Annotated in this window: 26 protein-coding genes and 2 tRNA genes; 8 read left to right on the top strand and 20 right to left on the bottom strand. The window is 69.1% G+C overall.

Annotation, left to right across the window (positions count from 1 at the left end; all coding sequences use genetic code 11):
• Positions 1–20: 20 nt before the first annotated feature.
• The 3 genes from HJG44_RS06055 to eno form a co-directional block, all read right to left on the bottom strand.
• Positions 21–347: an FtsB family cell division protein gene (locus HJG44_RS06055; RefSeq protein WP_171217478.1), complete on the bottom strand. Its 327-nt coding sequence runs from the start codon at positions 345–347 to the stop codon at positions 21–23.
• Positions 348–435: 88 nt separating this feature from the next.
• Complete coding sequence (locus tag HJG44_RS24170) at positions 436–1,326, bottom strand: EamA family transporter (RefSeq protein WP_171217477.1); 891 nt, start codon at positions 1,324–1,326, stop codon at positions 436–438.
• A gap of 62 nt (positions 1,327–1,388) precedes the next feature.
• On the bottom strand, positions 1,389–2,678 hold the full coding sequence (eno, locus tag HJG44_RS06045; RefSeq protein ID WP_171217476.1) for a phosphopyruvate hydratase: 1,290 nt from the start codon (positions 2,676–2,678) through the stop codon (positions 1,389–1,391).
• Positions 2,679–2,806: 128 nt separating this feature from the next.
• On the opposite strand from eno, the gene queF reads away from it, so the two are divergent.
• A complete protein-coding gene (gene queF, locus HJG44_RS06040) occupies positions 2,807–3,268 on the top strand; it encodes a preQ(1) synthase (RefSeq protein ID WP_171217475.1) in 462 nt (153 codons plus the stop codon).
• On the opposite strand, the gene HJG44_RS06035 is transcribed toward queF, so the two are convergent.
• From HJG44_RS06035 to HJG44_RS06010, 6 genes are all read right to left on the bottom strand, one after another.
• Entirely contained in the window at positions 3,253–4,443 is a 1,191-nt protein-coding gene (locus HJG44_RS06035) for an MFS transporter (RefSeq protein ID WP_346767104.1), read from the bottom strand. The genes queF and HJG44_RS06035 overlap by 16 nt on opposite strands.
• Positions 4,440–5,303, bottom strand: a complete 864-nt coding sequence (gene kdsA / locus HJG44_RS06030) for a 3-deoxy-8-phosphooctulonate synthase (protein ID WP_171217474.1) — start codon at positions 5,301–5,303, stop codon at positions 4,440–4,442. The genes HJG44_RS06035 and kdsA overlap by 4 nt, the downstream gene beginning before the upstream one ends.
• Complete coding sequence (locus HJG44_RS06025; RefSeq protein WP_171218160.1) at positions 5,300–8,134, bottom strand: valine--tRNA ligase; 2,835 nt, start codon at positions 8,132–8,134, stop codon at positions 5,300–5,302. Before HJG44_RS06025 ends, kdsA begins: the two co-directional genes overlap by 4 nt.
• 118 nt (positions 8,135–8,252) lie before the next feature.
• Positions 8,253–8,825 (bottom strand): PopZ family protein, encoded by a 573-nt coding sequence (locus tag HJG44_RS06020; RefSeq protein WP_171217473.1) that lies wholly within the window; start codon positions 8,823–8,825, stop codon positions 8,253–8,255.
• Positions 8,826–8,977: 152 nt separating this feature from the next.
• Complete coding sequence (locus HJG44_RS06015) at positions 8,978–10,375, bottom strand: TolC family outer membrane protein (RefSeq protein WP_171217472.1); 1,398 nt, start codon at positions 10,373–10,375, stop codon at positions 8,978–8,980.
• A 176-nt stretch (positions 10,376–10,551) separates the two neighbouring features.
• Positions 10,552–11,214 carry a protein-L-isoaspartate O-methyltransferase family protein gene (locus HJG44_RS06010; protein WP_171217471.1) on the bottom strand — a complete coding sequence of 221 codons (663 nt, stop codon included), beginning with the start codon at positions 11,212–11,214 and terminating at the stop codon, positions 10,552–10,554.
• A gap of 184 nt (positions 11,215–11,398) precedes the next feature.
• On the opposite strand from HJG44_RS06010, the gene HJG44_RS06005 reads away from it, so the two are divergent.
• Complete coding sequence (locus HJG44_RS06005) at positions 11,399–11,641, top strand: hypothetical protein (protein WP_171217470.1); 243 nt, start codon at positions 11,399–11,401, stop codon at positions 11,639–11,641.
• 49 nt (positions 11,642–11,690) lie between these two features.
• Here HJG44_RS06005 and HJG44_RS06000 read toward each other — a convergent pair.
• A tRNA-Cys gene (locus tag HJG44_RS06000) sits at positions 11,691–11,764 on the bottom strand.
• Between the two features lie 154 nt (positions 11,765–11,918).
• Between HJG44_RS06000 and HJG44_RS05995 the strand changes: the two genes are divergently transcribed.
• Positions 11,919–11,993, top strand: a tRNA-Asn gene (locus HJG44_RS05995).
• A gap of 128 nt (positions 11,994–12,121) precedes the next feature.
• Here HJG44_RS05995 and argC read toward each other — a convergent pair.
• Complete coding sequence (argC, locus tag HJG44_RS05990; RefSeq protein WP_171217469.1) at positions 12,122–13,063, bottom strand: N-acetyl-gamma-glutamyl-phosphate reductase; 942 nt, start codon at positions 13,061–13,063, stop codon at positions 12,122–12,124.
• 365 nt (positions 13,064–13,428) lie between these two features.
• On the opposite strand from argC, the gene HJG44_RS05985 reads away from it, so the two are divergent.
• Positions 13,429–13,914: a DUF29 domain-containing protein gene (locus HJG44_RS05985; protein WP_171217468.1), complete on the top strand. Its 486-nt coding sequence runs from the start codon at positions 13,429–13,431 to the stop codon at positions 13,912–13,914.
• A gap of 55 nt (positions 13,915–13,969) precedes the next feature.
• On the opposite strand, the gene rpsI is transcribed toward HJG44_RS05985, so the two are convergent.
• The 3 genes from rpsI to HJG44_RS05970 form a co-directional block, all read right to left on the bottom strand.
• Complete coding sequence (rpsI, locus tag HJG44_RS05980) at positions 13,970–14,446, bottom strand: 30S ribosomal protein S9 (RefSeq protein WP_171217467.1); 477 nt, start codon at positions 14,444–14,446, stop codon at positions 13,970–13,972.
• A 2-nt stretch (positions 14,447–14,448) separates the two neighbouring features.
• Entirely contained in the window at positions 14,449–14,910 is a 462-nt protein-coding gene (rplM, locus tag HJG44_RS05975) for a 50S ribosomal protein L13 (RefSeq protein WP_171217466.1), read from the bottom strand.
• 173 nt (positions 14,911–15,083) lie between these two features.
• Positions 15,084–15,512 (bottom strand): PaaI family thioesterase, encoded by a 429-nt coding sequence (locus HJG44_RS05970; RefSeq protein ID WP_171217465.1) that lies wholly within the window; start codon positions 15,510–15,512, stop codon positions 15,084–15,086.
• Between the two features lie 96 nt (positions 15,513–15,608).
• Between HJG44_RS05970 and HJG44_RS05965 the strand changes: the two genes are divergently transcribed.
• Entirely contained in the window at positions 15,609–16,421 is an 813-nt protein-coding gene (locus HJG44_RS05965) for an enoyl-CoA hydratase (RefSeq protein WP_171217464.1), read from the top strand.
• 1 nt (position 16,422) lies between these two features.
• A complete protein-coding gene (locus HJG44_RS05960; protein ID WP_171217463.1) occupies positions 16,423–16,974 on the top strand; it encodes a CoA-binding protein in 552 nt (183 codons plus the stop codon).
• Between the two features lie 6 nt (positions 16,975–16,980).
• Here HJG44_RS05960 and HJG44_RS05955 read toward each other — a convergent pair whose 3' ends face one another.
• Both HJG44_RS05955 and tpiA read right to left on the bottom strand, forming a co-directional pair.
• Positions 16,981–17,592 (bottom strand): PRC-barrel domain-containing protein, encoded by a 612-nt coding sequence (locus HJG44_RS05955; protein WP_171217462.1) that lies wholly within the window; start codon positions 17,590–17,592, stop codon positions 16,981–16,983.
• 61 nt (positions 17,593–17,653) lie between these two features.
• On the bottom strand, positions 17,654–18,421 hold the full coding sequence (tpiA, locus tag HJG44_RS05950; RefSeq protein ID WP_171217461.1) for a triose-phosphate isomerase: 768 nt from the start codon (positions 18,419–18,421) through the stop codon (positions 17,654–17,656).
• 125 nt (positions 18,422–18,546) lie between these two features.
• Between tpiA and HJG44_RS05945 the strand changes: the two genes are divergently transcribed.
• Positions 18,547–20,448: a peptidylprolyl isomerase gene (locus tag HJG44_RS05945; protein WP_171217460.1), complete on the top strand. Its 1,902-nt coding sequence runs from the start codon at positions 18,547–18,549 to the stop codon at positions 20,446–20,448.
• A 16-nt stretch (positions 20,449–20,464) separates the two neighbouring features.
• Positions 20,465–21,973: an anthranilate synthase component I gene (gene trpE, locus HJG44_RS05940; RefSeq protein ID WP_171217459.1), complete on the top strand. Its 1,509-nt coding sequence runs from the start codon at positions 20,465–20,467 to the stop codon at positions 21,971–21,973.
• A gap of 18 nt (positions 21,974–21,991) precedes the next feature.
• Here the strand turns inward: trpE and HJG44_RS05935 are convergent, their stop codons facing one another.
• The 4 genes from HJG44_RS05935 to HJG44_RS05920 all read right to left on the bottom strand — a co-directional run bounded on the left by HJG44_RS05935 (position 21,992) and on the right by HJG44_RS05920 (position 25,837).
• Positions 21,992–22,414, bottom strand: a complete 423-nt coding sequence (locus HJG44_RS05935; RefSeq protein WP_246736090.1) for a hypothetical protein — start codon at positions 22,412–22,414, stop codon at positions 21,992–21,994.
• Positions 22,411–24,855 (bottom strand): ATP-dependent Clp protease ATP-binding subunit ClpA, encoded by a 2,445-nt coding sequence (clpA, locus tag HJG44_RS05930; RefSeq protein ID WP_171217458.1) that lies wholly within the window; start codon positions 24,853–24,855, stop codon positions 22,411–22,413. Before clpA ends, HJG44_RS05935 begins: the two co-directional genes overlap by 4 nt.
• 27 nt (positions 24,856–24,882) lie before the next feature.
• On the bottom strand, positions 24,883–25,254 hold the full coding sequence (clpS, locus tag HJG44_RS05925; protein WP_171217457.1) for an ATP-dependent Clp protease adapter ClpS: 372 nt from the start codon (positions 25,252–25,254) through the stop codon (positions 24,883–24,885).
• Between the two features lie 250 nt (positions 25,255–25,504).
• Positions 25,505–25,837: a phasin family protein gene (locus HJG44_RS05920; RefSeq protein WP_171217456.1), complete on the bottom strand. Its 333-nt coding sequence runs from the start codon at positions 25,835–25,837 to the stop codon at positions 25,505–25,507.
• Positions 25,838–26,111: the final 274 nt, after the last annotated feature.

The raw sequence follows: 26,111 nt of genomic DNA, 5'->3' as shown, positions 1-26,111 counted from the left end.
GCCGAAATCGAGTATGCCCGTCAAGGTTCCGCGGAGAGCGGCTGCACGATCACGAGGTCGTTCCTGTGCACGCGGCCCAGCATCACACGCGCGCGCTCCTCCAGGAGATCGCGATCGACCTGGTCGGAACGCAGCAGCGCCAGCCGGCGGTCCCAGGCGGCATGCTCGGCCTGCACGGCTTCGAGCTCTCCGCGCAGCTCGAAGACCTGCGTCTTGAGCGCCCGCTTGGCCGCCAGGCCGCGATTGCCCACCTGGGCGTTGTGGACGAAGTAGCCGACCGCCGCCGCCGCGACCGCGTACAGCGCGAGCGGGATGAGGAAAGCACGGAATCGTCGGCGAACGACCATGGCCCGAGCATCGCCCGGCCATGGTTAAGGCGGCGTTGAGCAACCGCCCGGCCACTCCGGAGCGATCCGGCGGGCACAGCTGCGCAGCTCAGTGTTCGGCAGGCCGCCGAAGCCGCATCCCGAACAGGGACGCGACGATCCCGCCCACGATCAGGACGAGGCCCAGCCACTGAGCCGGGCCCGGCACCTCGCCGAGGACCGGGATCGCGAAGAGCGCCCCGAGCACCGGAATGAGCGGCGGAAAGAGCTGCGTGCGGGAGGCTCCCAGCGTCCTGACGGCATGGCCCCACAACCAGAGGCCGACGATGCTGTTCAGCACGCCCTGGTAGAAGCACTGGAGGATGATCATCCAGAGCGGCACGGCCGCAAGGTGCGACACGCTGCCTGCAAGCCAGACCGGCAGGTACACGAGGGAAAGCACCGCGACGACGGCGGCGGACACGATCGGGCCGATCCGCCAGCGGTGCAGCAGGATGGGGTAGAAACCCCAGAGCAGGCCCGTGGTGAAGAACAGGAGGTCGCCGAGGAGGACATTGCTTCCGCCCGCCGACGAGCCCGCGATCGCGATGGTCGCAAGGCCGGCGAGGATCGTCACGAGACCCAGGACCGTGAGGAAGGGCGGCATCCCGCGCGCGGCGAAGACACCGTAGAGGACGCCGACCGTCGTCACCGTGCCCGGGCCGAGCGCCGCGCCATGGACGGCTGGGGCGAGCTTGAGGCCGGTATTCATGCAGAGCGTCATCACCACCCCGCCGGTCACGGCCAGGAGGATGCCGCGACGCCAGCCTAGCCCCGCGCAGGTGACCGCGTCGTGCCGGACGAAGACCGGCAGCAGCAGGAGCCCGGCCACCCCGAACCTTGCCGCCGCGAGATCGCCGGGTGTCAGGCCGTATTGCGTGCCCAGTCGCGTGACCGCGAAGTTCGCGCCGAAGATGACCATCGCGCCCAGGATGGCGAGGACGGCGAGGCGCGGGCTCACGAAAGGATGGAGAAAGTCGGCATCGCAGCCGACCTATCAACTCCCGTGCCGCTCGGCACTCCTCAGGCCGCCGATCTCACCTTCAGGGCGGACCGGCCGGCATAGCGCGCGGCCGAGCCCAGCTCCTCCTCGATGCGGATGAGCTGGTTGTACTTCGCCAGACGGTCGGACCGCGCGAGCGAGCCGGTCTTGATCTGCCCGCAATTGGTCGCGACCGCGAGGTCGGCGATGGTCGAGTCCTCCGTCTCGCCGGAGCGATGGGACATCACGGCCGTGTAGCCCGCACGCTGCGCCATCTCGACGGCGGCAAGCGTCTCGGTGAGCGAGCCGATCTGGTTCACCTTCACCAGGATCGAGTTGCCCAGGTTCATCTCGATGCCCTTCGAGAGGCGCTCCACGTTGGTCACGAAGAGATCGTCCCCGACCAGCTGGCAGCTCTCGCCGATGCGGCGGGTCAGCTTGAACCAGCCGTCGAAATCGTCCTCCGCCATCCCGTCCTCGATCGAGACGATCGGGTAGGAGCCGACGAGCTTCGCCAGGTATTCGGCCTGCTCGTCGGGCGAGCGGGTCACGCCTTCCCCCTCGTAACGGTAGGCGCCGTCCTTGAAGAATTCGGTCGAGGCGCAATCGAGCGCGAGGAGGACATCCTCGCCCGGCCGGTAGCCGGCCGCCTCGATGGATTTCATGACGAAGTCCAGCGCCGCCTCGGCCGACGGCAGATTTGGCGCGAAACCGCCCTCGTCGCCGACATTCGTGTTGTGCCCGGCATCCTTCAGGGCCTTCTTCAGCGTCTGGAAGATCTCGGCCCCGGTGCGGACCGCGTCGGCAAGCGTCGGCGCGCCGACCGGCATGATCATGAATTCCTGGAAGTCGATCGGATTGTCCGCATGCGCACCGCCATTGATGATGTTCATCATGGGCACCGGCAGGACGCGCGCCTGCGTTCCGCCGACATAGCGATAGAGCGGCAGGCCGGAGGCGTCCGCCGCGGCCTTCGCGACCGCAAGGGAGACGCCGAGTATCGCATTCGCGCCAAGGCGCGACTTGTTCGGCGTGCCGTCGAGCTCGATCATCGCCTCGTCGATCTCGACCTGGTCCTCGGCCTCCATCCCGCCGAGCGCATTCATGATCTCGTTGTTGACGGCCTCCACCGCCTTCAGCACGCCCTTGCCGCCATAGCGCTTCCTGTCGCCGTCGCGCAGCTCGACCGCCTCGTGAGCGCCGGTCGAGGCGCCGGACGGGACCGCCGCCCGGCCCATCGAGCCGTCCTCGAGCACCACGTCCACCTCGACCGTCGGGTTGCCGCGGCTGTCCAGAATCTCGCGGGCGACGATGTCGATGATGGCGGTCACAGGGCTCTACTCCAGAGGGAACGGCCGGCAAGCGCGGGGCCGGAATGCCCGCGGCTTATTGACCGAAAGCGCTGACCGGGCAAGCGAATGGGGCTATCTGGAACCGAGCTTCCCTGCGCGACAGACAGATGACCGACGACCTTTCCCGGGCGGGCCTCCAGCTCGGCCAGCCGACCCCCCTGCCCCGCTCGCCCGAGGAGGCGCGGCTCGACCGGGTGCCGAACCCGCATCCCGACACGGATTACCTCGCGCGGTTCACGGTGCCGGAATTCACCTCCCTCTGCCCGGTGACCGGACAGCCAGACTTCGCAACGCTCGTGATCGACTACGTGCCGGATCGCTGGCTCGTGGAATCGAAGTCGCTGAAGCTCTATCTCACGAGCTTCCGCAACGAGGGGGCGTTCCACGAGGATTGCACCGTCAAGATCGGCAAGAGGCTCGTCGCACTGCTCGAGCCGCGCTGGCTCAGGATCGGCGGCTACTGGTATCCGCGCGGGGGCATCCCGATCGACGTGTTCTGGCAGACCGGCGAGCCTCGCCAGGGGGTGTGGCTGCCGGACCAGGGCGTGCCGGCCTACAGGGCGCGCTGACGGGGGAACAGCACCGCGGCCGAGACGATCCCGAGAGCGAGGACGCCGCAGGCCGCCGCCGCCAGCGTCGGCATCACGCCGGCGGCGACGAGCCCGGCCCCGATCACGGGCGCACCGATCGCCTGTCCGGTGAAGTAGCTGAAGGCATGGAGCGAGACCGCGGATGCCCGCGCCTCGGCCGTGAGCTCGGTCACCTGCGTCTGGTAGCTGTTGTGCAGCATGTAGAAGCCGACGCCGAGCAGCAGCATCGCCGCGGCCTGGAGGGGCCAGCCCGGCCCGGCGGCGATCACCAGGAAGGGGCCGGCCCCGAACGCGCCCGCCGTCATCAGCATGCGCCGGACCCCGAGAACCCGAAGGAGCGCCCGTACCGAGAGCGTATAGAGCATGCCGCCCGCCGCGAAGCAGGCGATCATGATCCCCGCTTCCGGCGCGCCGCCGAGCCCCCGCTCATCGAGGAGCGGGGCCAGATAGGGCTGCACGCCGAAGATGATCCCACCCTCGACGAAGACGAAGGCGAAGAGGGCGCGCGCCCGCGGCATGGCGAGGATCGCCCCGTATCGCCGGACTGCGACCCGCACACTGAACGTGCCCGAAGCGGGGCGGGCATGGCGCAGGCCGACAAAGGCCGCCACGGTTGCGGCCGCACCGAGGAAGCCGGCGAGCGCGAAGACGCCCCGCCAGCCGATGGCCGCCGTCAGCACCCCGGACAGCGACCCCCCGAGGAGCTGGCCGCTGATCGAGAACAGGAGGAAGCGGCTGATCGCGACCTGCCGCTCCGCCATCGGCACCCTGTCCCCGATCGCCGCGAGGACGAGCGGGATGATGCCGCCTCCGGCCGCGCCCGACAGGATCCGCAGGGCGAGCAGCGTGTCGAGATCGGGCATCAGGCTCGCGAGGCCGAGCGACACCGCCAGCACCAGGAGGCAGATCTTGATGATGCGCTCCTTGCCGAGCGCGTCCCCGACGGGTCCGAGGATCGGCTGGACGAGCGCGTAGGGCAGCGCGAAGGCGCTCGCGAGGAGGGCGACGTCGTGCGCCGGCCGGGCGAGATCGCGGGAGATCTCGCCGACCATCGGGTCGACGAAGCGCATCGCGAAGGTCGACGCGAAACCCGAGAGCGACAGGACGAAGAGGAGCCGGCGCGTCTCCGCCCCGTCGTCCGAGCCGTGGCTCACCGTGCGGCCAAGCCCGAGGAGGATCGGTGCCTCTTGGCGAGCTCGTCGAAGGCCTTCAGCTCGGCGAGCAGGGCAGGCATGTCCCGCAAGGGCACCATGTTCGGGCCGTCGGAGGGCGCCTTGTCGGGGTCCTGATGCGTCTCGATGAAGAGCCCGGCGACCCCGACCGCGACCGCCGCGCGGGCGAGAACCGGGACGAAGCGGCGCTCGCCGCCAGAGCTGGTCCCCTTGCCGCCGGGCTGCTGCACCGAATGGGTCGCGTCGAAGATGACCGGCGCGCCCGTCGTCTCGGCCATGATCGGCAGCGAGCGCAGGTCGGACACGAGGGTGTTGTAGCCGAACGAGGCGCCGCGCTCGGTCACCAACACGTTGGGGTTGCCCGAGCTCGTTACCTTGGCGGCCACGTTCGCCATGTCCCAGGGTGCGAGGAACTGGCCCTTCTTGACGTTCACCACGCGGCCGGTCCGGGCGGCCGCGACGAGCAGGTCCGTCTGCCGGCACAGGAAGGCCGGGATCTGCAGGATGTCGGCGACCTCGGCGACGGGGGCGCATTGCTCGGCTTCGTGCACATCCGTCGTGACCGGGAGCCCGAGCCGCTCCTTGATCTGCGCGAACACCTCCATGGCCGGCGCAAGTCCGATGCCCCGCGCGCTCGAAGCCGAGGTGCGGTTCGCCTTGTCGAAGGAGGACTTGTAGACGAGCCCGATCCCGAGATCCTCCGCCATCTCCTTGAGGGCGGAGGCGATCTCCAGGGCGTGGTCCCGGCTCTCCATCTGGCAGGGCCCGGCGATGAGCGCGAGCGGCAGGCCGTTGCCGAACCGGACCGGCCCCGCCGCCACGATCGGGGCGGCGCCGGTCACGTCGGCGTCCTCAGGCGGGCAAGCGCCTCGTCGATCTTCGCGCGCCGGGCCTCGGCTTCCGCGCGGCGCTCGCGCTGCTCCTCCACGACCTCCTCGGGCGCCCGGGCCAGGAAGTCGGGATTGCCGAGCTTGGCGTCGATCTTGCCGATCTCGCCGTCGAGCTTGCCGCGCTCCTTCGTGAGCCGCGCGACCTCCGCCGCGATGTCGACGATGCCGGCGAGCGGGAGCGCCGCGACCTCGCCGCGCACGATGAGCTGCAGAGACTGCTCGGGCGCGACATCGGCGGCAGAGATGGCGGAGACGCGGGCGAGCCGGCGAATCGTCTCGCCCCAGGCCTCGACGCGCGAACGCGTCGCGGGCGACGGCGAGAGGAGAACGAGCGGAACCTGAGCGCCGGCGGGCACGCCCATCTCGGAACGGACGGAGCGGATCTCGGAGACGAGGTCGACGACCCAGCCGATCTCGGCCTCCGCCGCCGGATCCGCAAGGTCCCGAGCCTCTGGCCAGGCTGCGAGCGCGAGCACCCCTCCCCCCACGGCCGGGCTCGCGGCGCCGCCACGCCCCTCCTCGAGCAGCTCGAGCGAGGCCCCCAGCGCGTCCGCGGAGCGCACGGACCAAAGCTCCTCCGTCAGGAAGGGCATGAAGGGATGGAGCGTCTTGAGGATCAGCTCGAACACATGGGCGATCGTCGCCCGGGTCTCGTCCTTCTCCGGCCCGTCCGCGCCCTGGAGGACGGGCTTTGCGAGTTCCAGATGCCAGTCGCAGAAGGTGTTCCAAACGAAGCGATAGGCTGCGCCCGCGCCGTCGTTGAAGCGGTACTCGTCGATCGCCGCCGTCACCGCCGCGACCGCGCTCGCCGCCTCGCCCAGGACCCAGCGGTTCAACGGCAGTCGGACGGCAGCGGGATCGAACCCGCGCACCGGGACGCAGCCGTTCATCTCGGCGAAGCGGGCCGCGTTCCAGATCTTGGTCGCGAAGTTGCGGTATCCCTCCACCCGCTGCAGGGAGAGCTTGATGTCCCGCCCCTGCGCCGCCATCGCCGCGAGGGTGAAGCGGAGCGCGTCCGCGCCGTACTTGTCGATCAGCTCGAGCGGATCGATGACGTTGCCCTTCGACTTCGACATCTTCGCCCCGCGCTCGTCGCGGACGAGAGCGTGGATATAGACCGTGTCGAACGGCACGCGGTCCATGCAGTAGAGGCCCGTCATCATCATCCGGGCGACCCAGAAGAAGATGATGTCGAAGCCGGTGACCAGCGTGTTGGTCGGATAGTAGCGCGCGAGCTCCGGCGTCTCCTCCGGCCAGCCGAGCGTCGAGAAAGGCCAGAGCGCGGAGGAGAACCAGGTGTCGAGGACATCCTCCTCCCGCGTCAGATAACCGGCGGCGCGCTCCGGGTCGGACGCGATCGCCGCGCCCTCCTCTTCGGTGAGGGACCCCTCGACGACGTCCCGCGCGAGCGCCGCGGCGAGCGCCTCCTCCTCCGTCTCAGCGACATAGACGTGGCCGTCCGGGCCGTACCAGGCCGGGATCTGGTGGCCCCACCAGAGCTGGCGCGAGATGCACCAGGGCTCGATGTTCTCCAGCCACTGGAAGAATGTCTTCTCCCAGTTCTCCGGCACGAAGCGCGTCTCGCCGGAGCGGACGGCGGCGAGCGCCCGCTCGGCGAGCGGCTTCACGTTCACGAACCACTGATCGGTCAGATAGGGCTCGATGACGACGCCGGAGCGGTCCCCATGCGGCACGGCATGCGTGTGCGGCTCGACCTTTTCCAGGAAACCCTGCGCCTCCAGCATCGCCACGATGCTCTTCCGGGCGGCCTCGCGGCTCTCGCCCTCGAGATGGGCGAGGTTGAGCTGGGCTTGCTCCGCCGCTTCGGGCGAGAGGTCGTCCCAGAAGCCCTCGCTCTCCAGGATGCGTATCTCGGCCGCCGGCCCGAGGACATTGATCGGCCTGAGGTCGTGGCGCCGGCCGACCTCGAAGTCGTTGAAGTCGTGCGCCGGCGTGATCTTGACCGCGCCGGTGCCCTTCTCGGGATCGGAGTAGTCGTCGGCGACGATCGGGATGGGCCGCCTGACGAGCGGCAGGATGGCCCGCCTGCCGACGAGGTCCGAGAAGCGCTCGTCCTCCGGATGGACCGCCACGGCGACGTCCCCGAGCATCGTCTCGGGACGGGTCGTCGCGACCGTGATGAAGCGTTCCGGCTCACCCTCGATCGGATAGCGGATGTACCACAGGCTGCCCCGGGTCTCGACCTGCTGCACCTCGAGATCCGAGATCGCCGTCCCGAAGGCCGGATCCCAGTTCACGAGACGCTTGTCCTTGTAGATCAGGCCGTCGCGGTAGAGCTGGACGAAGACCTTCAGGACGGCGCGCGACAGGCCTTCGTCCATGGTGAAGCGCTGGCGCGACCAGTCGCAGGAGGCGCCGAGCCGCTTGAGCTGGCTCACGATCGTGCCGCCGGACTCCTCCTTCCAGGCCCAGACCCGGCGGACGAATTCCTCGCGTCCGAGCGTGCGGCGGTCGGGCTGCCTCTGCTCGGCCAGACGGCGCTCGACCACCATCTGGGTCGCGATGCCGGCATGGTCCATGCCCGGCTGCCACAGCACGTCGCGCCCCCGCATGCGCTGGTAGCGGCAGAGAACGTCCTGGAGCGTGTTGTTGAGGGCGTGCCCCATATGGAGCGAGCCCGTGACGTTCGGCGGCGGGATGACGATGCAATAGGGCTCCGCACCCTGCCGGTCGGGCCGGCCGGCCTTGAATGCATCCGCCTCTTCCCAGCGCCGGGCGATGCGCGCTTCGACGGCGGCGGGGTCGAACGTCTTGTCCATGATCTCGCGCGTGCAATCCCGATGGCCCCGGGCGCAGCCAGGGGGCGTCAGGGGGCTTTGGAGCCCTGTGCCGGGTTCGTCAACCGCGGCCGGCCGCGGGGTGGGCGGTCCGAGGCGCGGATCAGCCGCGCCCGCGCGCGACGCGCTCGATCTCGGCCCGGACGAGGCGTTCCACCAGGGGCGGAAGGTTGTCGTCGAGCCACATCTTCAGCATCGGCTTGAGCATGTCCTTGACGAGGTCCTCGAGCGTGCGCGCGTTCTGCGTCAGGACCGTGTGCGACAGCATCTGGAACGCCTGCCCGACGGAGGCGCCGGCGGCGCTGGACAGGAGCGCCTCCGTGATCGCCGCATCCTCGACCGGCGGCGGCGACGGAGGGGGCGGCGCGGCGGCCTGCAGGACGGCCGCAAGCGGCCGGACCGGCTGAGGCTCGGGCGGGGGCGGCGCGGCGGGTTCCGGCGCGGGTGCCTCCTCCGCGAAGTCGATCTCGGGAACCTCCAGATCGAGGTCGGGGAGCGGCTCGGGCTCGGCCTCGGGCGGCGGAACGGCGAGGCTTACGGGCTCGGCGAGCTCCAGCACGTCATCGGTTTCGGGGTCCTCGGCTGGCCCGGTTTCCCCACGCGCCGGCTCGGGCTCCTTCGCGACGTCCTGATCCTCGGCGATGATGCGCCTGATCGATGCGAGGATTTCCTCCATCGACGGTTCTTGCGTCTTCGCGCTCGCCGCACTCATCCAACAGCCCAGTTCAGGTGAGGGCCGCCGGCGGAATCATCGGCCGACCCTCCTCAATATCCCCGCGCCGAATCGGACGATCAAGCAGCCCCTGCTCCGGACCACAGCGGAATCGATCAGCGGCCGTCCGGGGTGCGCAGACCCCAGGGCAGATCCTTCACCTGGTCGAAATGCTGCTTGGCGCTGTAGATGGCCGTGTTCAGGCCGAGCGACTGGGCGCTGAGCCGGCCGATCGAGTTCACCACCGAGAAGGACGCGACGACGCGGTCGCGCTGCGCCGTGATCAGGTTCACGCGGGCGTTCAGCAGCTCCTGCTGCTGGTTGAGGACGTCGAGCGTGGTGCGCTGGCCGACGCGCGCCTCCTCGCGGACGCCCGTGAGGGCCACCTCGGCGGCGGCGACCTGCGCCTGCGCGGCCTGCACGTTCGCCTTCGCGGCCTCGAGCTGGCCCCAGGACGAGATCACGGCCGCCCGGACGGAATCGCGCGTCGCCTCCGCCTCGATCCGGCGCTGGCCGGCCGTCTCCTTGGCCTGCCGCACGCGGGCATAGACCTCGCCGCCCGTATAGATCGGCACCGTGATCTGCCCAGCGATCGTGGCGCTGGTCGCCCGGTCCCCCGGAAAGGACGATTCGAAGGCCTGGTTGACCTGCCCGACGACGTTCACGGTCGGCGCGAGCTCGCCCTCCGTGACCTTCACCTGGAGTTCGGCCACGTCCACCGCGTGCAGGGCGGACAGGACGGCCGGATGCTCCTCGAGGCCGATCTGCACGGCCGCCGCGAGCGTTCTCGGAACCAGCCGGTCGACGGGGCGGCCCGGCGCGAGCTGACGAGGCTCGACCCCGACGATCTGACGGTAGATGGCGATTGAGGATTGGAGGTTGCCCTCCGCCACGCTCACCTGCGACCGCGCGGCCGCCAGCCGGGACTCGGCCTGCGCGACGTCTGTTCGCGTCACCTCGCCCACGTTGAAACGGTCCCGCGTCTGGCGAAGCTGCTCCTCCAGAACCTCCACGTTGTTGCGCTGGAGATCGAGGATCGCCGTGTCGCGCAGGACGTTCATGTAGGCCTGCGCGCCGTTGAAGAGCGTGGTCTGCTCCGTGGAGCGAAGGGACTCGCGCGCGCCGAGCACCTGCGATTCGGCCTGGCGGACGGAGTTCGCCGTCCGGAAGCCGTTGAACAGGTTCTGCTGGACGGTCAAGCCGATCGTACCGGGAAACAATCCCCGATTCAGGTCGGTCAATCCCCCGCCGGCGCCGCCTGCCGTGCGCGCCGTCTGGTAGCTCGCTCCGACCGTGCCGCTGGCCGAGACGCTCGGACGGTAGCCGGACAGCGCGCGCGGGACGTTCTCATCCGTGGCGCGCACGGCCGCACGCTGGGCGTCCAGCGTCGGGTTGCTCGAATAGGCTCGCGCGAGCGCGCTTAGCAGCGTTTCCGCCGAGGCAGGCCCGGACGTGCCGAGCGCGGCCAACGCCAGGAGGATGAGCCGCCGTTTGGGATGATACTTGATCGACACGCCTTGCCCGTTCCGCCGGCGCGACGCGGCTCCTTGCCGGCCGGAATCGCGTTTCGCCGCGCCGCTATTCGTAGCGCTTGCCCGACGAAGGGGAAACGGCTCGGCCTGCAATGCACGCCGTTTCTCGATGCAGTGCCGCAAATTAGCGACACCGGCGACCGAAATGGCGGGACGGCCTAGAACTGAAAGCTCGGCTCTGCCCTGAACTCGCGCAGAACGGGAGCGGAGGCGTCGAACAGCCGGCGTAGACCGAAGCCGCTGCCGGCGCGCACATAGAGCATGGCGTGTCCCGCGGCCCCCTCGCGCACGAGGCAGGCGAGACGCCCGCCTTCCTTGAGTTGCGCGAGCAGCGCGTCCGGCCGCTCCTCGACCGCACCGTTGACGAGGATCACGTCATAGGGCGCGCGTGGCGGGTGACCCTTGGCGAGCGGCCCGACCACCACCTCGGCCGGCCGGCCGGCCCCGGCGAGTGCCGAGCGCGCGGCGGCCGCGAGCGCCTCGTCCGATTCGAGCGCCACAACCTCCGCCCCGAGCGTAGATAGCAGCGCCGCGGCATATCCGTGCCCCGTCGCGACATCCAGCGCCCTCGCCCCGGGCTCGATCTCGAGCTCCTGCACCATGCGGGCGAGCACCATCGGCTGCAGCATCCAGCGCGGCTCGGCACCGCCTTCGGCGACGTTCACGTTCCGGTCGAGATAGGCGAAGGCTGCCTGGCTTTCGGGCACGAAGCGCTCGCGCGGGATCTCGGCCATCGCGGCAAGGACCGCGCGGTCCGTCACGTCGAACGTCCGCAGCTGGTTGTCGACCATGTTGCGGCGCGCGCGGGCGAAATCCAACATCCGGTTCACTTCCTGGCGGATCGATGGCGGGGTTCTCCGGGATCATGCCCGCAAACGCAAGGCGAGTGCTGGCCCGCATCGCGAGCAGGCGCTGACCCGCTTCGCGCGGCGATCTTTTCCGCTTAGGCTCGCCACGGCCGCAGGACGGCGCAGGCCCGCCCGTCCCGGCTTGGGGGAGAGAAGCATGAAGAGAGTGGTCATTGCGGCGGCGGTGCTCGCGGCCGTCTCCGGGCCGGTTCTGGCTCAGAGCAGAGCAAGTGGCACCAGCGCGGGCGGTCCCGCCCGCGTCGGCCCGCCCGGGCAGATCGGCGGCGGAGTTCCGGGAACGCAGCCAAACGTCGTCGAGCAGCGCATGATCGAGCGCAAGGCCGCCACCCCCGCCCCGAGAACCGCGCGGAAGGCGAAGAAGAGCAGGAAGGCGATGTGAGGGCGCCCCGCCTCGCGCCTTCCGCGGGGCCAGCGCCTTCATTCCGGTTTGGAGGCCTCGCCCGGAATCGAACCGGGGTGCAAGGATTTGCAGTCCTCTGCGTAACCACTCCGCCACGAGGCCGCCGGAGAGGCAGCCGATATATCGCCATTGGGGAAAAGAGCAACCGGGATCGGCAGGTCGGCTGGGGGCGGCAACACAATGGTCGCAGATGCGCCGATCCCGGCCTCGACCCGCTTGCGCCCGCCGCTCCGGCTGTATATGGCAGCCGCACTGATCCGCGGTAGCTCAGTGGTAGAGCAGCCGGCTGTTAACCGGCTGGTCGTAGGTTCGAATCCTACCCGCGGAGCCAGTTCCCATCAATCCTGAGAGCATCCCTCGCCTATAGGTCGCGATACGCTTCGCCGACCGGCGCGAGACTTTGGCGCGTCCGACACCATTCCCGCAAGGCATGCCGACGCATAGCATCGGGGCGGCGGGTCAGGCCGCCGCGCGCGTGGCCGCCTCGCTCGCGAGGCCCAGCATCAGCTCGGCATTCTGGACGGCCGCGCCGGACGCGCCCTTGCCGAGATTGTCCAGCCGCGCCACGAGCAGCGCCTGGCCGACATCCTCCCGGCCATAGACCCGCAGCTCCATCAGATCCGTGCCGTTCAGCGCCTCGGGCTCGAGCCGGTCGTCCGGAGACGACTGGACGACCTTCACCTGGCCCTCGGCCGGGTAATGGTTCCGCAGCGCCGCCTCGAGATCGCGCAAGCCCGGCCGGGCAGGCAGAGCCCCAAGGTGGAGCGGCACCGAGACCAGCATGCCCTGCCGATAGTTCCCAACCGAAGGAATGAAGATCGGCCGGGCCGCGAGCCGTCCATAGGTCTCGATCTCCGGCAGATGCTTGTGTGCGAAGCCGAGCCCATAGAGCTCGAATGAGGATGCCTTGCCGGTCTCGAAGCTCTCGATCATCTGGCGCCCGCCGCCGGAATAGCCCGACACCGCATTGATCGAGAGCGGATGGTCCGCCGGGATCAGCCCGGCATCGACGAGCGGGCGGATGAGCGCGATCACGCCCGTCGAGTAGCAGCCAGGGTTCGAGACCTTCCGGGCGGAGGCGATCGCGTCGGCCTGCCCCTTCGCCATCTCGGCGAAGCCGTAGGTCCAGCCGGCTTCCGTCCGGTGAGCCGTGCTGGCATCGAGGATGCGGGGCGCATTCGCTCCGAGTTCCTCCGCCAGAGCCACCGCCTCCCGGGCCGCGGCGTCCGGAAGGCAGAGGATCACGAGGTCCACCTCGGCCATCATGGCCTTGCGTGCGGCCGGATCCTTGCGCCGCTCCGGATCGATGCTGCGGATGACGAGGTCGGAGCGACCCTCCAGCCGCTCGCGGATGCCAAGGCCGGTCGTGCCGGCTTCGCCATCGATAAAGACCGACTTCATCGCAAATCTCCGTGCGGAGCGGCGGGCGGCGCTCGCCCATCCGGAATGTCAGTTGCAAGGAGCCGTCCCGGTTCCGGGACGGAAAGGTGGCCAGCCGAGACGGCCGGACGAGCCGCGATGCGGCGCTCTCAGGCGCGGCGTCGTCGAAGGGCGGCTCGGGTCGACATGCCGCACATATGCGGGCGCGCCCCGGAGGTGTCAATCACGGGCTCCTGACCGGAATGCCGGAACCACCAAAGCCGAGCCGATGCGGAAGGCGCGGGCCAAGAACATCAGCGGACGCTCGAAGATGAGCGAGGCGGAAGTCGCGAAGGCCCTCGCCTGATCTCCTTGTCAGGCCTGCGGGCGACTGCCATCCTCACCTCATGGGCGAGGCTCTCGACCTCTACGAGACCGATTTCATCCGCTGGGCCGAGAGCCAGGCCCAGGCCCTGCGCGCGGCCGCCGGTGCGCGCGTGAACCTGCCGATCGACTGGGAGAACGTCGCCGAGGAGATCGAGAGCTTGGGCAAGTCGCAGCGCAGGGAGCTGCGCTCGCGGCTCGATACGATCATCGAGCACCTCCTGAAGCTCGCCTATTCGCCGTCCGTCGATCCTCGCGAAGGCTGGCGGAGCACGATCTCGCGCGAGCGCCGCGCCATCCAGCTTCTCCTGGACGACAACCGATCGCTGCGCCGCGAAATACCGGTCATCCTGGAGAATGCATTGCCGGGCATGGCCGACCTCGTCGCCGAGGAGCTGCTCCATCGCGGCGAGATCACGCGCGCGGGGGCCGAGAAGATCAGGACGACCCGCTTCTCGGAGGCGGAGGTTCTCGAAAGATGGTTCCCCACCCCCGGGGGCGACCGCTGAAACGAGAAAGGGCGCCGCGCGGCGCCCTTTCCATGTTCCGATCCGGTCTGGCCGATCAGCGCTTGGAGAACTGGAAGCTCCGGCGCGCCTTCTTCTTTCCGTACTTCTTGCGCTCGACCACGCGCGGGTCGCGGGTGAGGAAGCCCTCGCGCTTCAGCGGCGGACGGAGCTCCGGCTCGTAATGGGTCAGCGCCTTGGCGAGGCCGTGGCGCACGGCGCCGGCCTGACCCGAGAGCCCGCCGCCGGCCACCGACACGACGACGTCGTATTGAGTGGCGCGGTTCACCAGCTGCAGCGGCTGCTGGATGATCATCTGCAGCACCGGGCGGGCGAAATAGACCTCGACCGGCCGGTCGTTGACCGTGATCTGGCCCGAACCGGGCTTCACCCAGACGCGCGCGACGGCGTCCTTGCGCTTGCCTGTCGCGTAGGCGCGGCCCTGGGCATCGACCTTCTTCTCGTAGCGGGGCGCCTCGGGCTGGACCGCCTGGGTGGTCTGGCCGAGATCGGCGAGGGACTGGAGGACCGCCATGATCAGGCTCTCACGTTCTTGCTGTTGAGGGCGCCGACATCCAGCGTCTCAGGCTGCTGGGCGGCGTGAGGGTGTTCGGCGCCCTTGTAGACGCGCAGATTGCCGAGGATCTTCCGGAAGAGCGGGCCGCGCGGCAGCATGCGCTCGACGGCCTTCTCCACCACGCGCTCGGGGAAACGTCCGTCGAGGATGGCCTTCGCCGAGCGCTCCTTGATCCCGCCGATATAGCCGGTGTGATGGTAATAGACCTTCTGCTCACGCTTGCGGCCGGTGAACACCACCTTGTCGGCGTTGATGACGACGACGTTGTCGCCGCAATCGACATGCGGGGTGTAGTTCGGCTTGTGCTTGCCGCGCAGCCGCATCGCGACGATCGAGGCAAGGCGGCCGACGACGAGGCCCTGGGCGTCGATGACGACCCACTTCTTGTCGACCTCGGCCGGCTTCAGGGAAAACGTCTTCATGGGTTCTTCCGAGGCGGCCGGGCCGCCGAAAAGCAAAGCCGCCGCAAGGCGCGACGGCGAGTGCTGTCGATCTAGGGAGCCGCGTGCCGCACGTCAAGAAAAATGTGAAAGTCGGGAGCGAGGCGATTCTCAACAATCTCAATATGTTGGGAGTTAGTGGTATTATGATACCGTTATTTTCTCGGCGGGATCGAATAGGTCCCGGTGGCATGGCAGACGGGATCGTCCCTGCCCTCGCTGAACAGGCTGACCTCGCCCACGGCGAGGCGGGCGCCGAGCTTCAGCAGCCGGCATTCGGCGACGAGGTCGCCCGGCTCTGGCTTCCGCAGGAAGTTGAAATTCAGGTTGGTCGTCACGGCGAGGCCGACGGGGCCGATCTGCGCCAGGATCGCGACGTAGAGCGCGAGGTCGCACAGCGTCATCATGGCCGGGCCGGATACGGTCCCGCCGGGCCGGACATGTCGCGCGCCGGCCTTCATGCGCATGCGTGCGGAACCCGGTCCGACCGCCTCGACGGCGAAGATGCGGCCGTCGAGGTGGATCTGCGGGAATTCCCGGTCGAGAAACGCCTCCACGTCCTCCACGCTCATCACCGGCTGCATGGCGCCCCTGCTCGCATACTCGTGTCCGGCGCTTGCAGCATGGCTTCGGGCGCCCGACAATAGCTCCCAGAGGCTGAACCCTGGGACAGGACGTTGATGAACGCGCAGGCAATGCTTGCATCCTCGCCGCTCAGGCGGGCCGATCGCGGCGGCATCGCGATCCTGACCCTCGATCGGCCCCAGGCCCGCAACGCGCTGTCGGAGGGTTTGATCGGAGCGCTCACGGCCGAGCTCGACGCGATCGCGCAGGACCGCGACGTGAAGGTCGTGCTCCTCGCCGCAAACGGGCCGGTCTTCTCGGCCGGGCATGATCTGAAGGAGATGACGGCGCGCCGGGCCGACCCGGATCGCGGCCGTGCCTATTTCGCCGACATCCTCGAGCGCTGCTCGGCCATGATGAAGCGCATCGTGCGCCTGCCGCAGCCGGTGATCGCAGCGGTCGAGGGAATCGCCACGGCGGCCGGCTGCCAGCTCGTCGCGAGCTGCGACCTCGCCGTCGCGGGCGCCGAGGCGCGCTTCTCGACGCCGGGCGTGCATATCGGGCTCTTCTGCTCGACCCCGATGGTCGCGCTCTCGCGCAACCTCGCCCCGAAACACGCCATGGAGATGCTGCTGCTCGGCGAGATGGTCGGGGCGGAGGCCGCGGCCAGGATGGGCCTCGTGAACCGGGTCGCGCCCGCAGGTGCCGCCCTGGACGAAGCGCTCCGGATGGCCGAGATCATCGCGTCGAAGTCAGCCCATACGGTCCGGATCGGCAAGCGCGCCTTCTACGAACAGAGCGAGATGAACCTGGACGAGGCCTATGCGCACGCCTCTCACGTGATGGTCGAGAACATGCTGGCGCGCGATGCCGAGGAGGGTATCGGCGCCTTTGTCGAGAAGCGCCAGCCTGTCTGGGTCGGAGCCTGAGATGTCCGACGCTCTGCCCGTCGCCTCCCGGCACGACAGCTATCCGGACGCGACCATCCGCGCGATCCTGCAATCGGTGAAGTCGATCGCGATCGTCGGCGCGAGCAACAACCCGGCACGACCGAGCTACATCGTCTTCAAGTACCTGCTCGAACGCGGCTTCGAGGTCATTCCCGTCAACCCGCGCCTTGCCGGCCAGGACATGTTGGGCGTGAGGGCCTATGCGAGGCTGTCCGAGATCGGGCGGCCGCTCGACATGGTCGAGATCTTCCGCAGCTCCGCCGAGGCCGGCGGCGTCACGGACGAGGCCCTTGCGCTCGACCCGCTGCCCAAGGTGATCTGGATGCAGCTCTCGGTGCGCGACGACGAGGCCGCCGCACGCGCCGAAGCGAAGGGCGTCCAGGTGGTCATGAACCGCTGCCCCAAGATCGAGTATGGCCGGCTGTCGGGCGAGATCGGCTGGCAGGGGATCAATTCCCGCGTGCTCTCCGCCAAGCGCCCTGCCCTCTCCGGCAAGGGCTTTCAGAAGCTCACGATCGACCGCAAGCTCTGACCTGCCTCACCTCAACTTGAACTCGGGCGCACCCCGGATCTCGGCTTCCGTGGCGCGGATCTCGGCGTGTCTGATCGATCCGCCGGCCGGGACCAGAAGCGCCGTGGCGCGCCCGCCCTGCTCCGGAGCTGCGACGGGACCGGTGGCGGGGTTCACCGCACCCGAACTCTGATCGGCCGTCGATCTGAGCACCTCGTTGCTGATCTGGGCGCCCGGCATGCGGTCCAGCACTTTCGGCGGGGTCGAGTCCGGGCCCGTCTCCTTCGTCGGGGCGGTGCTCGCGCCGAGGTCGGATGCCCGGGTCACGTCGCCCGTATTCCAGAGCACCTGGCCGTAGGGCACGGCGACGTGCCGTTCGCCGAAGCCGAGCACCCCTCCGACCCCGATCACCACGGCCTGAACCCTGCCCTCTCGGTCGATCAGGAGATCCGCCACCTCGCCGAGCCGCGTATGGTCCTGCCCGATCACGGCCGCCCCCTTCGCCTTGCTCACGCCGAAGGTGTTGGGCGCCTCCGTCAGGAACTCGGGGGCGCCTTCTCCCCCAGCCTGGGCGAGAGCCGAACCGGCGAGGAGCGTTGCGGCAAGGCCCGGCGCGATGAAGCGCAGCGAGATGATCATGATGTCCTCCGGCACGCAGACGGCCCGGAGACAATGAGTTCGAGCCGTTCGGGTTCGGGCCTCACTCCGCCCGATACGCCGCAGCGATGGCGAGGAAATCGGCCGCGACGAGGCTCGCGCCCCCGACCAAAGCACCGTCGACGTTCGGCACCGAAAGGAGCTCGCGCGCATTGGCGGGCTTCACCGAGCCGCCGTAGAGGATGCGTATGCCGGCCGCCTCCTCGCCGGCTAGAGCGGCGAGATCGGACCGGATGCGGGCGTGCATCTCCGCGACGTCGGCGGCGGTCGGCGTGAGGCCCGTCCCGATCGCCCAGACCGGCTCATAGGCGATCACCGTATCGGCCGCATCGGACCCCGGCGGCACCGAGCCACGGATCTGGGCCGACACCGTGTCGAGCGCGCGGCCGGCTTCCCGCTCCTCCCGGGTCTCGCCGACGCAGATGATGGCCGTCAGGCCTGCCCGCCGTGCGGCCTCGGCCTTAGCCCGGACGAGTGCGTCGGTCTCGCCGTGATCGGCCCTGCGCTCGGAATGGCCGACAATCACGTATGTCGCGCCTGCATCCGTCAGCATCTCGGCAGAGACGTCCCCCGTATGCGCACCGGACGCCTTGGGATGGCAATCCTGCCCGCCGACGGCGACCTTCGACCCGAGCGCGATCACCGCGAAGGTCGAGACCAGGGTCGCGGGTGGGCATACGAGCAGATCGACCCTGGCGCGCAGGTCCGGCGTGTAGCCCTCCATGATCTCGCCGAGCGTCTTCGCCGAGCGCTTGACGCCGTTCATCTTCCAGTTTCCCGCGACGAGCGGCCGCGGCGATACCTTGTCCATCCTTGTTCCCCCGGGTCGGCCGGGCCGTAACAGAGCCTCCCCTGCCCCGCAACGCTCGGCCGCGGCGGCCTTTCGCCGATCTCCCGCATGGGCTATCGGCGGCCGCAAAGCGCGAAAGGTGATGGATGCTGCAGGGGATCAACAGGATCGGACGGAGCTGGGTCGGCCGCGTGGTCGTCGGCGTGCTGTTCGGGTTCCTGATCATCAGCTTCGCGATCTGGGGCATCGGCGACATCTTCCGCGGACAGGTCCGCACGCAGGTCGCCACGGTCGGCAAGCAGGACATCACGGCCGAGGCCTACCGCACCGCCTATCAGAACGAGTACCAGAGCCTGATCCGCCGCACGCGCCAGTCCATCACGCCCGAGCAGGCGCGGGCGCTCGGGCTCGACCGGAGCGTACTCGCGCGGCTGGTCACCGAAACCGCGCTCGACCAGAAGGCGCGCGAGCTGAAGCTCACCGTTTCCGACCAGCAGGTCGTGGATGCGATCCAGAACGACCCGAACTTCAGGGGACCTAGCGGCGAGTTCGACCGCGCCCAGTTCACGGACCTGCTCCGGTCCAACGGCCTCTCGGAGGCGCAATATGTGCGCGACCAGCGCGCCGTCATGGCGCGCCTGCAACTCGCCGAAGCCGTCTCCGGCGAGCCGCCCGTGCCGACGGCCATGCGCGAGGCCGTGCATCGTTTCCAGAACGAAAGGCGCAGCCTCGACTACGTTGCGCTCACCCCGGCTCAGGCCGGGGAGATCCCGGTCCCGACGGAGGCTCAGCTCCAGAGCTTCTTCGACGAGCGCAAGGCGACCTACCGCGCGCCGGAATACCGAGGCTTCACCTATCTCGTGCTCGACGCCGCGGCGCTAGCCAAGCCGGAAGCGGTCACGGACGAGGAGGCGCGCCGCCATTACGAGCAGGTCGCGTCGACCCGCTTCGGCACGCCGGAGCGGCGCACCGTGCAGCAGATCGTGTTTCCGACCGTCGAGGAGGCGAACGCCGCGAAGGAGAAGCTGCAGGCCGGCACTTCCTTCGAGGAACTCGCCAAGGAGCGGAACGTCGACGAGGCGACGCTCAATCTCGGCACCTTCGCCAAGGCCGAGATGATCGATCCGGCCGCGGCCGAGGCGGCCTTCGCGCTGGCCGAAGGAGCGGTCAGCGATCCCGTTCCCGGCCGTTTCGGCCCGGTGATCCTGCGGGTCACCAAGATCGAGCCGGGCTCGCGGAAGCCCTATGACGAGGTCGCGGCCGAGGTGAAGCGCGAGCTTGCGACGGAGCGCGCGAAAGCGGAGATCGAGCGCGTCCACGACGCGATCGAGGACCAGCGCGCCGGGGCGAAGCCGCTGGCCGAGATCGCCAGGGAGCGTGGCCTGACGCTCGTGACCGTCGCGGCGATCGATCGCGGCGGCCGCGACAAGGCCGGCAACCCGGTCGCGACGATCCCGGAGCCGACCACGCTCGTGCCGGCCGTGTTCCGCTCCGACGTCGGCGCGGATAACGAGGCGCTCCGCACGCCGGGCGGCGGTTACATCTGGTACGACGTGACGGGCGTCGAGCCCGCCCGCGACCGCACCCTCGCCGAGGTGCGCGACCGCGTCGCCGAGGACTGGAAGGCGGACGAGGTCCAGCGTCGCCTGGCCGACAAGGCGCGCGAGATGGTCGAGAAGCTGAACGGCGGCGCCGAGATGGCAGCCGTCGCGGGCGAGGCGGGGCTGACGCCGGTCAGCGCCGGCGACGTCACGCGTGCCGATGCGCGGCCCGACCTTCCCCGCGCGGTCGTCACCCGCGCCTTCGCGACCCCGGTCGGCAAGGCGGCGGATGCGGCGACCGAAACCGGCCGGACGGTCTTCAAGGTGACGGCCGCGAGCGTGCCGCCCTTCGTGACGAGCACCCAGCAGGCCGCCGCTGTGGAGAACCAGCTCCGGCAGGCGGTCGCCGAGGATCTCTTCTCCCAATACGTCGCCGAGGTGGAGAGGCAGATCGGGGTCCGGACCTATCCGGAGAACATGCGCCGCGCCATCGGCGCCGAGAGCTGAGGACGGCCGGCTCCGGATGCCCGAGCACCGGGACAGGGAGGGGTTCCTCGGCCGCTACCGCGCGGGTCGTCCCTTCGCGGTCTGGGCCAGGATGGACGGGGACCTCCTGACGGCGGTCGCGGCCTTCATCAAGCTGCGCGCCGCGCGCAGCGGGCCGGCCTTCCTGCTCGAATCGGTGGAGGGCGGCGCCGTCCGGGGCCGCTACTCGATGATCGGCCTTTCGCCGGACCTGATCTGGCGCGTGCGCGACGGGCGGGCCGAGCTGAACCGAGACGCGCTTGCGCGGCCGGACGCCTTCGAGCCCGCGCCCGATCCGCCTCTGCCCAGCCTGCGCAAGCTGGTCGCGGAAACCTGCTTCGAGCTGGACCGGGAATTGCCGCCGATGTCGGCCGGCCTCTTCGGCTATCTCGGCTACGACATGGTCCGTCAGATGGAACGGCTTGGTCCCGCCAAGCCCAGCCCGATCGGCGTGCCGGAAGCAGTGATGGTCCGCCCGACGGCCATGGTCGTCTTCGACAACCTGCGCGACGAGATCTCGATCGTGCTCCGCATCCAGCCGGAGCCCGGGGGCGATGCTGAAGCGGCCTACGATGCCGCGAATGCCGCGATCTCGGAGCTGATCGCCTGCCTGGAGGCGCCGGCCGCGATCGACTCCACGCCGCCGCCCGCCGGCGGGATCGGGGCCCCGGTCTCGAACATGGCGCCGGGCGAATACGAGGCCATCGTCGCACGCGCCAAGGAATACATCCTGGCCGGCGACATCTTCCAGGTCGTGCTCTCCCAGCGCTTCGAGGCGCCCTTCCCGCTCCCGCCCTTCGCGCTCTACCGCTCCCTGCGGCGGATCAATCCGGCGCCCTTCCTCTGCTATCTCGACTTCGAGAGCTTCCAGATCGTCTGTTCCAGCCCCGAGATTCTCGTCCGCGTGCAGCAGGGGCGCGTGACCGTCCGGCCGATCGCCGGCACGCGTCCGCGCGGCGCCACCCCTGCCGAGGACGCGCGGCTCGCGGAGGAGCTTCTGGCGGACCCGAAGGAACGGGCCGAGCATCTGATGCTGCTCGACCTAGGCCGGAACGACGTCGGCCGCGTTGCCGAGCTCGGCTCCGTCCAGGTGACGGACAGCTTCTTCATCGAGCGCTACAGCCAGGTCATGCATATCGTGTCGAATGTCGAGGGGCGGCTCCGGCCCGACCGCGACGTGCTGGACGCCCTGGTGGCGGGTTTTCCGGCCGGCACCGTGTCGGGCGCGCCCAAGGTCCGGGCCATGCAGATCATCGACGAGCTCGAGCCGGACGGCCGCGGACCCTATGCCGGCTGCATCGGCTATTTCGGCGCCGACGGCCAGATGGATACTTGCATCGTGCTGCGCACGGCCGTGGTGAAGGACGGCCGCATGTATGTGCAGGCGGGGGCCGGGATCGTGCACGATTCCGACGCCGCTTCCGAGCGCCAGGAATGCGAGAACAAGGCGCGCGCCCTGTTCCGTGCGGCCGAGGATGCCGTCAGGCGCGCGGGGCTGACGAACTGACGAGGTCCCTTCCGGCCGCTAGAAGCCCCCACCCCCGCGGATCGCGGTCCGAATCCCCTGGATGAGGGCAGTCGGCGTGGTGCCGAGTGCGTTCAGGCCGGACTTGATCCCCCAATAGACCGCCACGACGATGATCGGCACGAGGATCCAGCCCAGAACCTCCTCGAACATGCGGCGCCGACGCCGCCGCTCCCAGCGCTGCTCGCGCCAGGTCTTCCTGTGCTTCTGCGCCCGCGCCGGCTGCGCCCCGTCCTCCTCGGCAGCCACTGCCGGAACGGCGGACGCGGTCGTCGCCGGTCCGAGCGAACCGCCGACCCTGAAACGCATGCGGGACCAGGAGCGGCGGAAGCGCTGGGCCGACTTGCCCTGAGGCGCGGCGGGCCGCTCCTCCGGCGCCAGCGTCAGCCCGAGCGACTCGCTCTTTGCGGTTTCCGCATTCATGCCCTGACGAGCGGCACCTTAGGCACCGTCCGGATGCCGCCGCTCGCGCCGCCCGGCCCCTTGGGCTTGGGCGGCTTCCTGGCGAAGAGCTTCGGCTTCCGCTTCGTCTTCTTCGCCTCGACCACCTTCTCGGGCTTCGGCGTGACCGGCCCTTCGGGATACTCGAAGCCCAGCGTCTGCTTCCCGGCCTCGTCGGTCTGGACCACGACGCGGACCGCGCCGCCGTTCTTGAGCCTGCCGAAAAGGACCTCGTCCGCGAGCGGGGTCTTGATGGTCGACTGGATGAGCCGGGCCATCGGCCGGGCGCCCATCGCCTCGTCGTAGCCGTGCTCGCAGAGCCAGTCCCGCGCCTCGTCGGAGAGCTCGATGACCACGTTGCGGTCTGCGAGCTGCGCCTCGAGCTGCAGGACGAACTTGTCGACCACCTTGGCGACCACCTCCTTCGGCAGCCGGCCGAACGAAATGATCGCATCCAGGCGGTTGCGGAATTCGGGGGCGAACAGCTTGTTGATCGCCTCCGTGTCGTCGCCCTCGCGCTTGTTCTGGGTGAAGCCGTAGGCGGACCGGGCGAGGTCGGCGGCGCCCGCATTCGTCGTCATGATGATGATGACGTTGCGGAAATCGACCTGCTTGCCGTTGTGATCGGTCAGCTTCCCGTGGTCCATCACCTGCAGCAGGATGTTGAACAGGTCGGGATGGGCCTTCTCGATCTCGTCGAGCAACAGCACGCAATGCGGGTGCTGGTCGACGCCGTCGGTCAGAAGCCCGCCCTGGTCGAAGCCGACATAGCCGGGCGGGGCGCCGATCAGGCGCGACACTGTGTGCCGCTCCATGTACTCCGACATGTCGAAGCGCAGCATCTCGACGCCGAGCGAGGAGGCGAGCTGGCGCGCGACCTCCGTCTTGCCGACGCCCGTCGGCCCGGCGAACAGGTACGAGCCGATCGGCTTCTCGGCATCGCGCAGCCCGGCGCGGGCGAGCTTGATCGCCGAGGTGAGCGCCTGGATGGCGGCGTCCTGGCCGTAGACGACGCGCGCCAGGTTCGATTCGAGGTTCGACAGCACCTCGGCATCGTCCTTGGAGACGGTCTTGGGCGGGATCCGGGCCATCGTGGCGATGGTCGCCTCGATCTCCTTGATGCCGATCGTCTTCTTCCGCCGGTGCTCGGGCACGAGCATCTGCGAGGCGCCGGTCTCGTCGATGACGTCGATCGCCTTGTCCGGAAGCTTGCGGTCGTTGATGTAGCGGGCGGAGAGCTCGACGGCGGCCTTGATCGCATCCCCGGTGAAGCGGAGCTTGTGGAACTCCTCGTAATAGGGCTTCAGGCCCTTCACGATCTCGATCGTGTCCGGGATCGAGGGCTCGTTCACGTCGACCTTCTGGAACCGGCGGACGAGCGCCCGGTCCTTCTCGAAATACTGCCGGTACTCCTTGTAGGTCGTCGAGCCGATGCAGCGCAGCGTACCCTGCGCCAGGGCCGGCTTCAGCAGGTTCGAGGCGTCCATCGCCCCGCCCGAGGTCGCACCGGCGCCGATGACCGTGTGGATCTCGTCGATGAACATGATGGCGTTGGGATGCGCCTCGATCTCCTTGACGACCTGCTTCAGCCGCTCCTCGAAATCGCCGCGATAGCGGGTGCCGGCGAGCAGGGTTCCCATGTCGAGCGAGAAGACGGTGGCGTTCTCGAGCACCTCCGGCACCTCGCCGCGCACGATCTTTCGCGCGAGACCCTCCGCGATGGCCGTCTTGCCGACGCCGGGGTCGCCCACGAGCAGCGGGTTGTTCTTCTGGCGGCGGCACAGGACCTGGATCGTCCGCTGGACCTCGGCCTCGCGGCCGATGAGCGGGTCGATCTTGCCCTCGCGGGCCTTCTTGTTGAGGTTGACGCAGTAGGTCTCCAGCGCCTCGCCCTTCTTCTTCTGCCGGGACTCGTCGTCGCCCGAGGGCCGCTCGGTCGATTCATCCTCGGCGCCGCGGGCCGGCCGCGCCTCGCCGAGGCCCGGCCGCTTGGCGATGCCGTGGCTGATGTAGTTCACGGCGTCGTAGCGGGTCATCTCCTGCTCCTGCAGGAAATAGGCCGCATGACTCTCCCGCTCGGCGAAGATGGCGACGAGCACGTTCGCGCCCGTCACCTCCTCGCGGCCGGAGGACTGGACGTGGATCACGGCCCGCTGGATGACCCGCTGGAACCCGGCGGTCGGCTTGGAATCCTGCCGCCCGTCGGTCACGAGGTTCACGAGCTCGGTCTCGACATATTCGATGAGGTTGCGGCGCAGGACGTCGAGCTCGACGTTGCAGGCCCGCATGACGGCTGCCGCGTCCTGGTCGTCGATGAGGGCGAGCAGGAGATGCTCCAGCGTCGCGTATTCGTGGCGTCGTTCGCCGGCGAGCGCCAGGGCGCGGTGGAGTGCCTGTTCGAGGCTGCGTGAGAAGCTAGGCAAGCGTGCCCCTCGGGTTTTCGGAAGAGGTTACTTCTTTTCCATGACGCACTGAAGCGGATGCTGGTGCTTGCGTGCGAAATCCATCACCTGTGTCACCTTTGTCTCGGCGACCTCGTAGGTGAAGACGCCGCACTCGCCGACACCGTTCTGGTGGACGTGGAGCATGATGCGGGTCGCGTCCTCGCGCGACTTGTTGAAGAACCGCTCGAGGACGAGCACGACGAACTCCATCGGGGTGTAGTCGTCGTTGAGAAGAAGAACGCGGTAGAGGTTCGGGCGCTTGGTGCGCGGTTTGGTCTTCGTGATGATCGCCGTGCCGGTGCGGCCGTCGTCCCCGCCCGCCGAACGGGGACCCGCCCCTGTGATCTGGAACTCGTTTGAGCCGCTTCGCCCGCTCATGCCGCCCGTGACCAATGACCCTGCGTTCAGGGATGTTCCGAACGCGCCCCTGAAGGCCGGCCCTGGTCGATTCCCTTCGGGAAGCAATCTAGGGACGCTGCCGCCCCCTCGCCAGATGCCGCGCCGTCTCGACGCATACTCGCGGTCAATTGTGCCCGAGGCAAGGCCGGGACCGGATCGCCGCCCCGGTAGCGCAAACGAAAACGCCCGGCAGAGCCGGGCGTCCGATGAACCGATCTGAACTCGACGTTCAGGCGGCGCGCGCCTTCACGACGAGGGTCTCGACCGGCGCGTAGGCCTCCTTGGCGGTCGCCGCGGCGAGCTCGCCCATCTTGGTCGCCTGCGCGACGAAGTTCTCGTAGGCCGCGCGGAGGTACTCGCCCTGGATCTCCACGGCGGTGTCCAGCGTGCGCGCCCCGGCGAGCTTCTCGACCGTCTGGCTGCCCTGCTCAAAGGAGCGCTTGGCGTAATCGACCGCCTCGACCGCGGCAGACTGGATGCCGCGCGACAGGGCGCCGAAGGACGTCATCGCGGCGTCCATCCCATCCTTGCTGAACTTCTGAAACGTATCGAATTGCAACATGCTCGCTCCCCGGCCCTTGCGGTGCCGTCCTCTGCTTTGCGGTTGAGGCCCTCCTTCACCGGCGGCCAGCCCGGATATATGCGATGCACAAATTTTCGTCAACGAGATTTTGTGCATCGCAACATGACACGCCTTTGAAGCGCATTTAACCCATCTGTAACTGCGTCCGCCTACCGTCCTGGACTGTGTCGCGCCGGCGTCAGCCCCTCTGTGGAGCTGCCCTCGGCCAGGTCAGCCGACGAGTTCGGGGGCGGATGATCATGATGTTGCGTTG

The sequence above is a fragment of the Enterovirga aerilata genome, assembly GCF_013044135.1.
Lineage (GTDB): Bacteria > Pseudomonadota > Alphaproteobacteria > Rhizobiales > Beijerinckiaceae > Enterovirga > Enterovirga aerilata.
The sequence above is the reverse complement of the archived record's forward strand: the minus strand, read 5'-3'. Positions and strand labels throughout refer to the sequence as shown.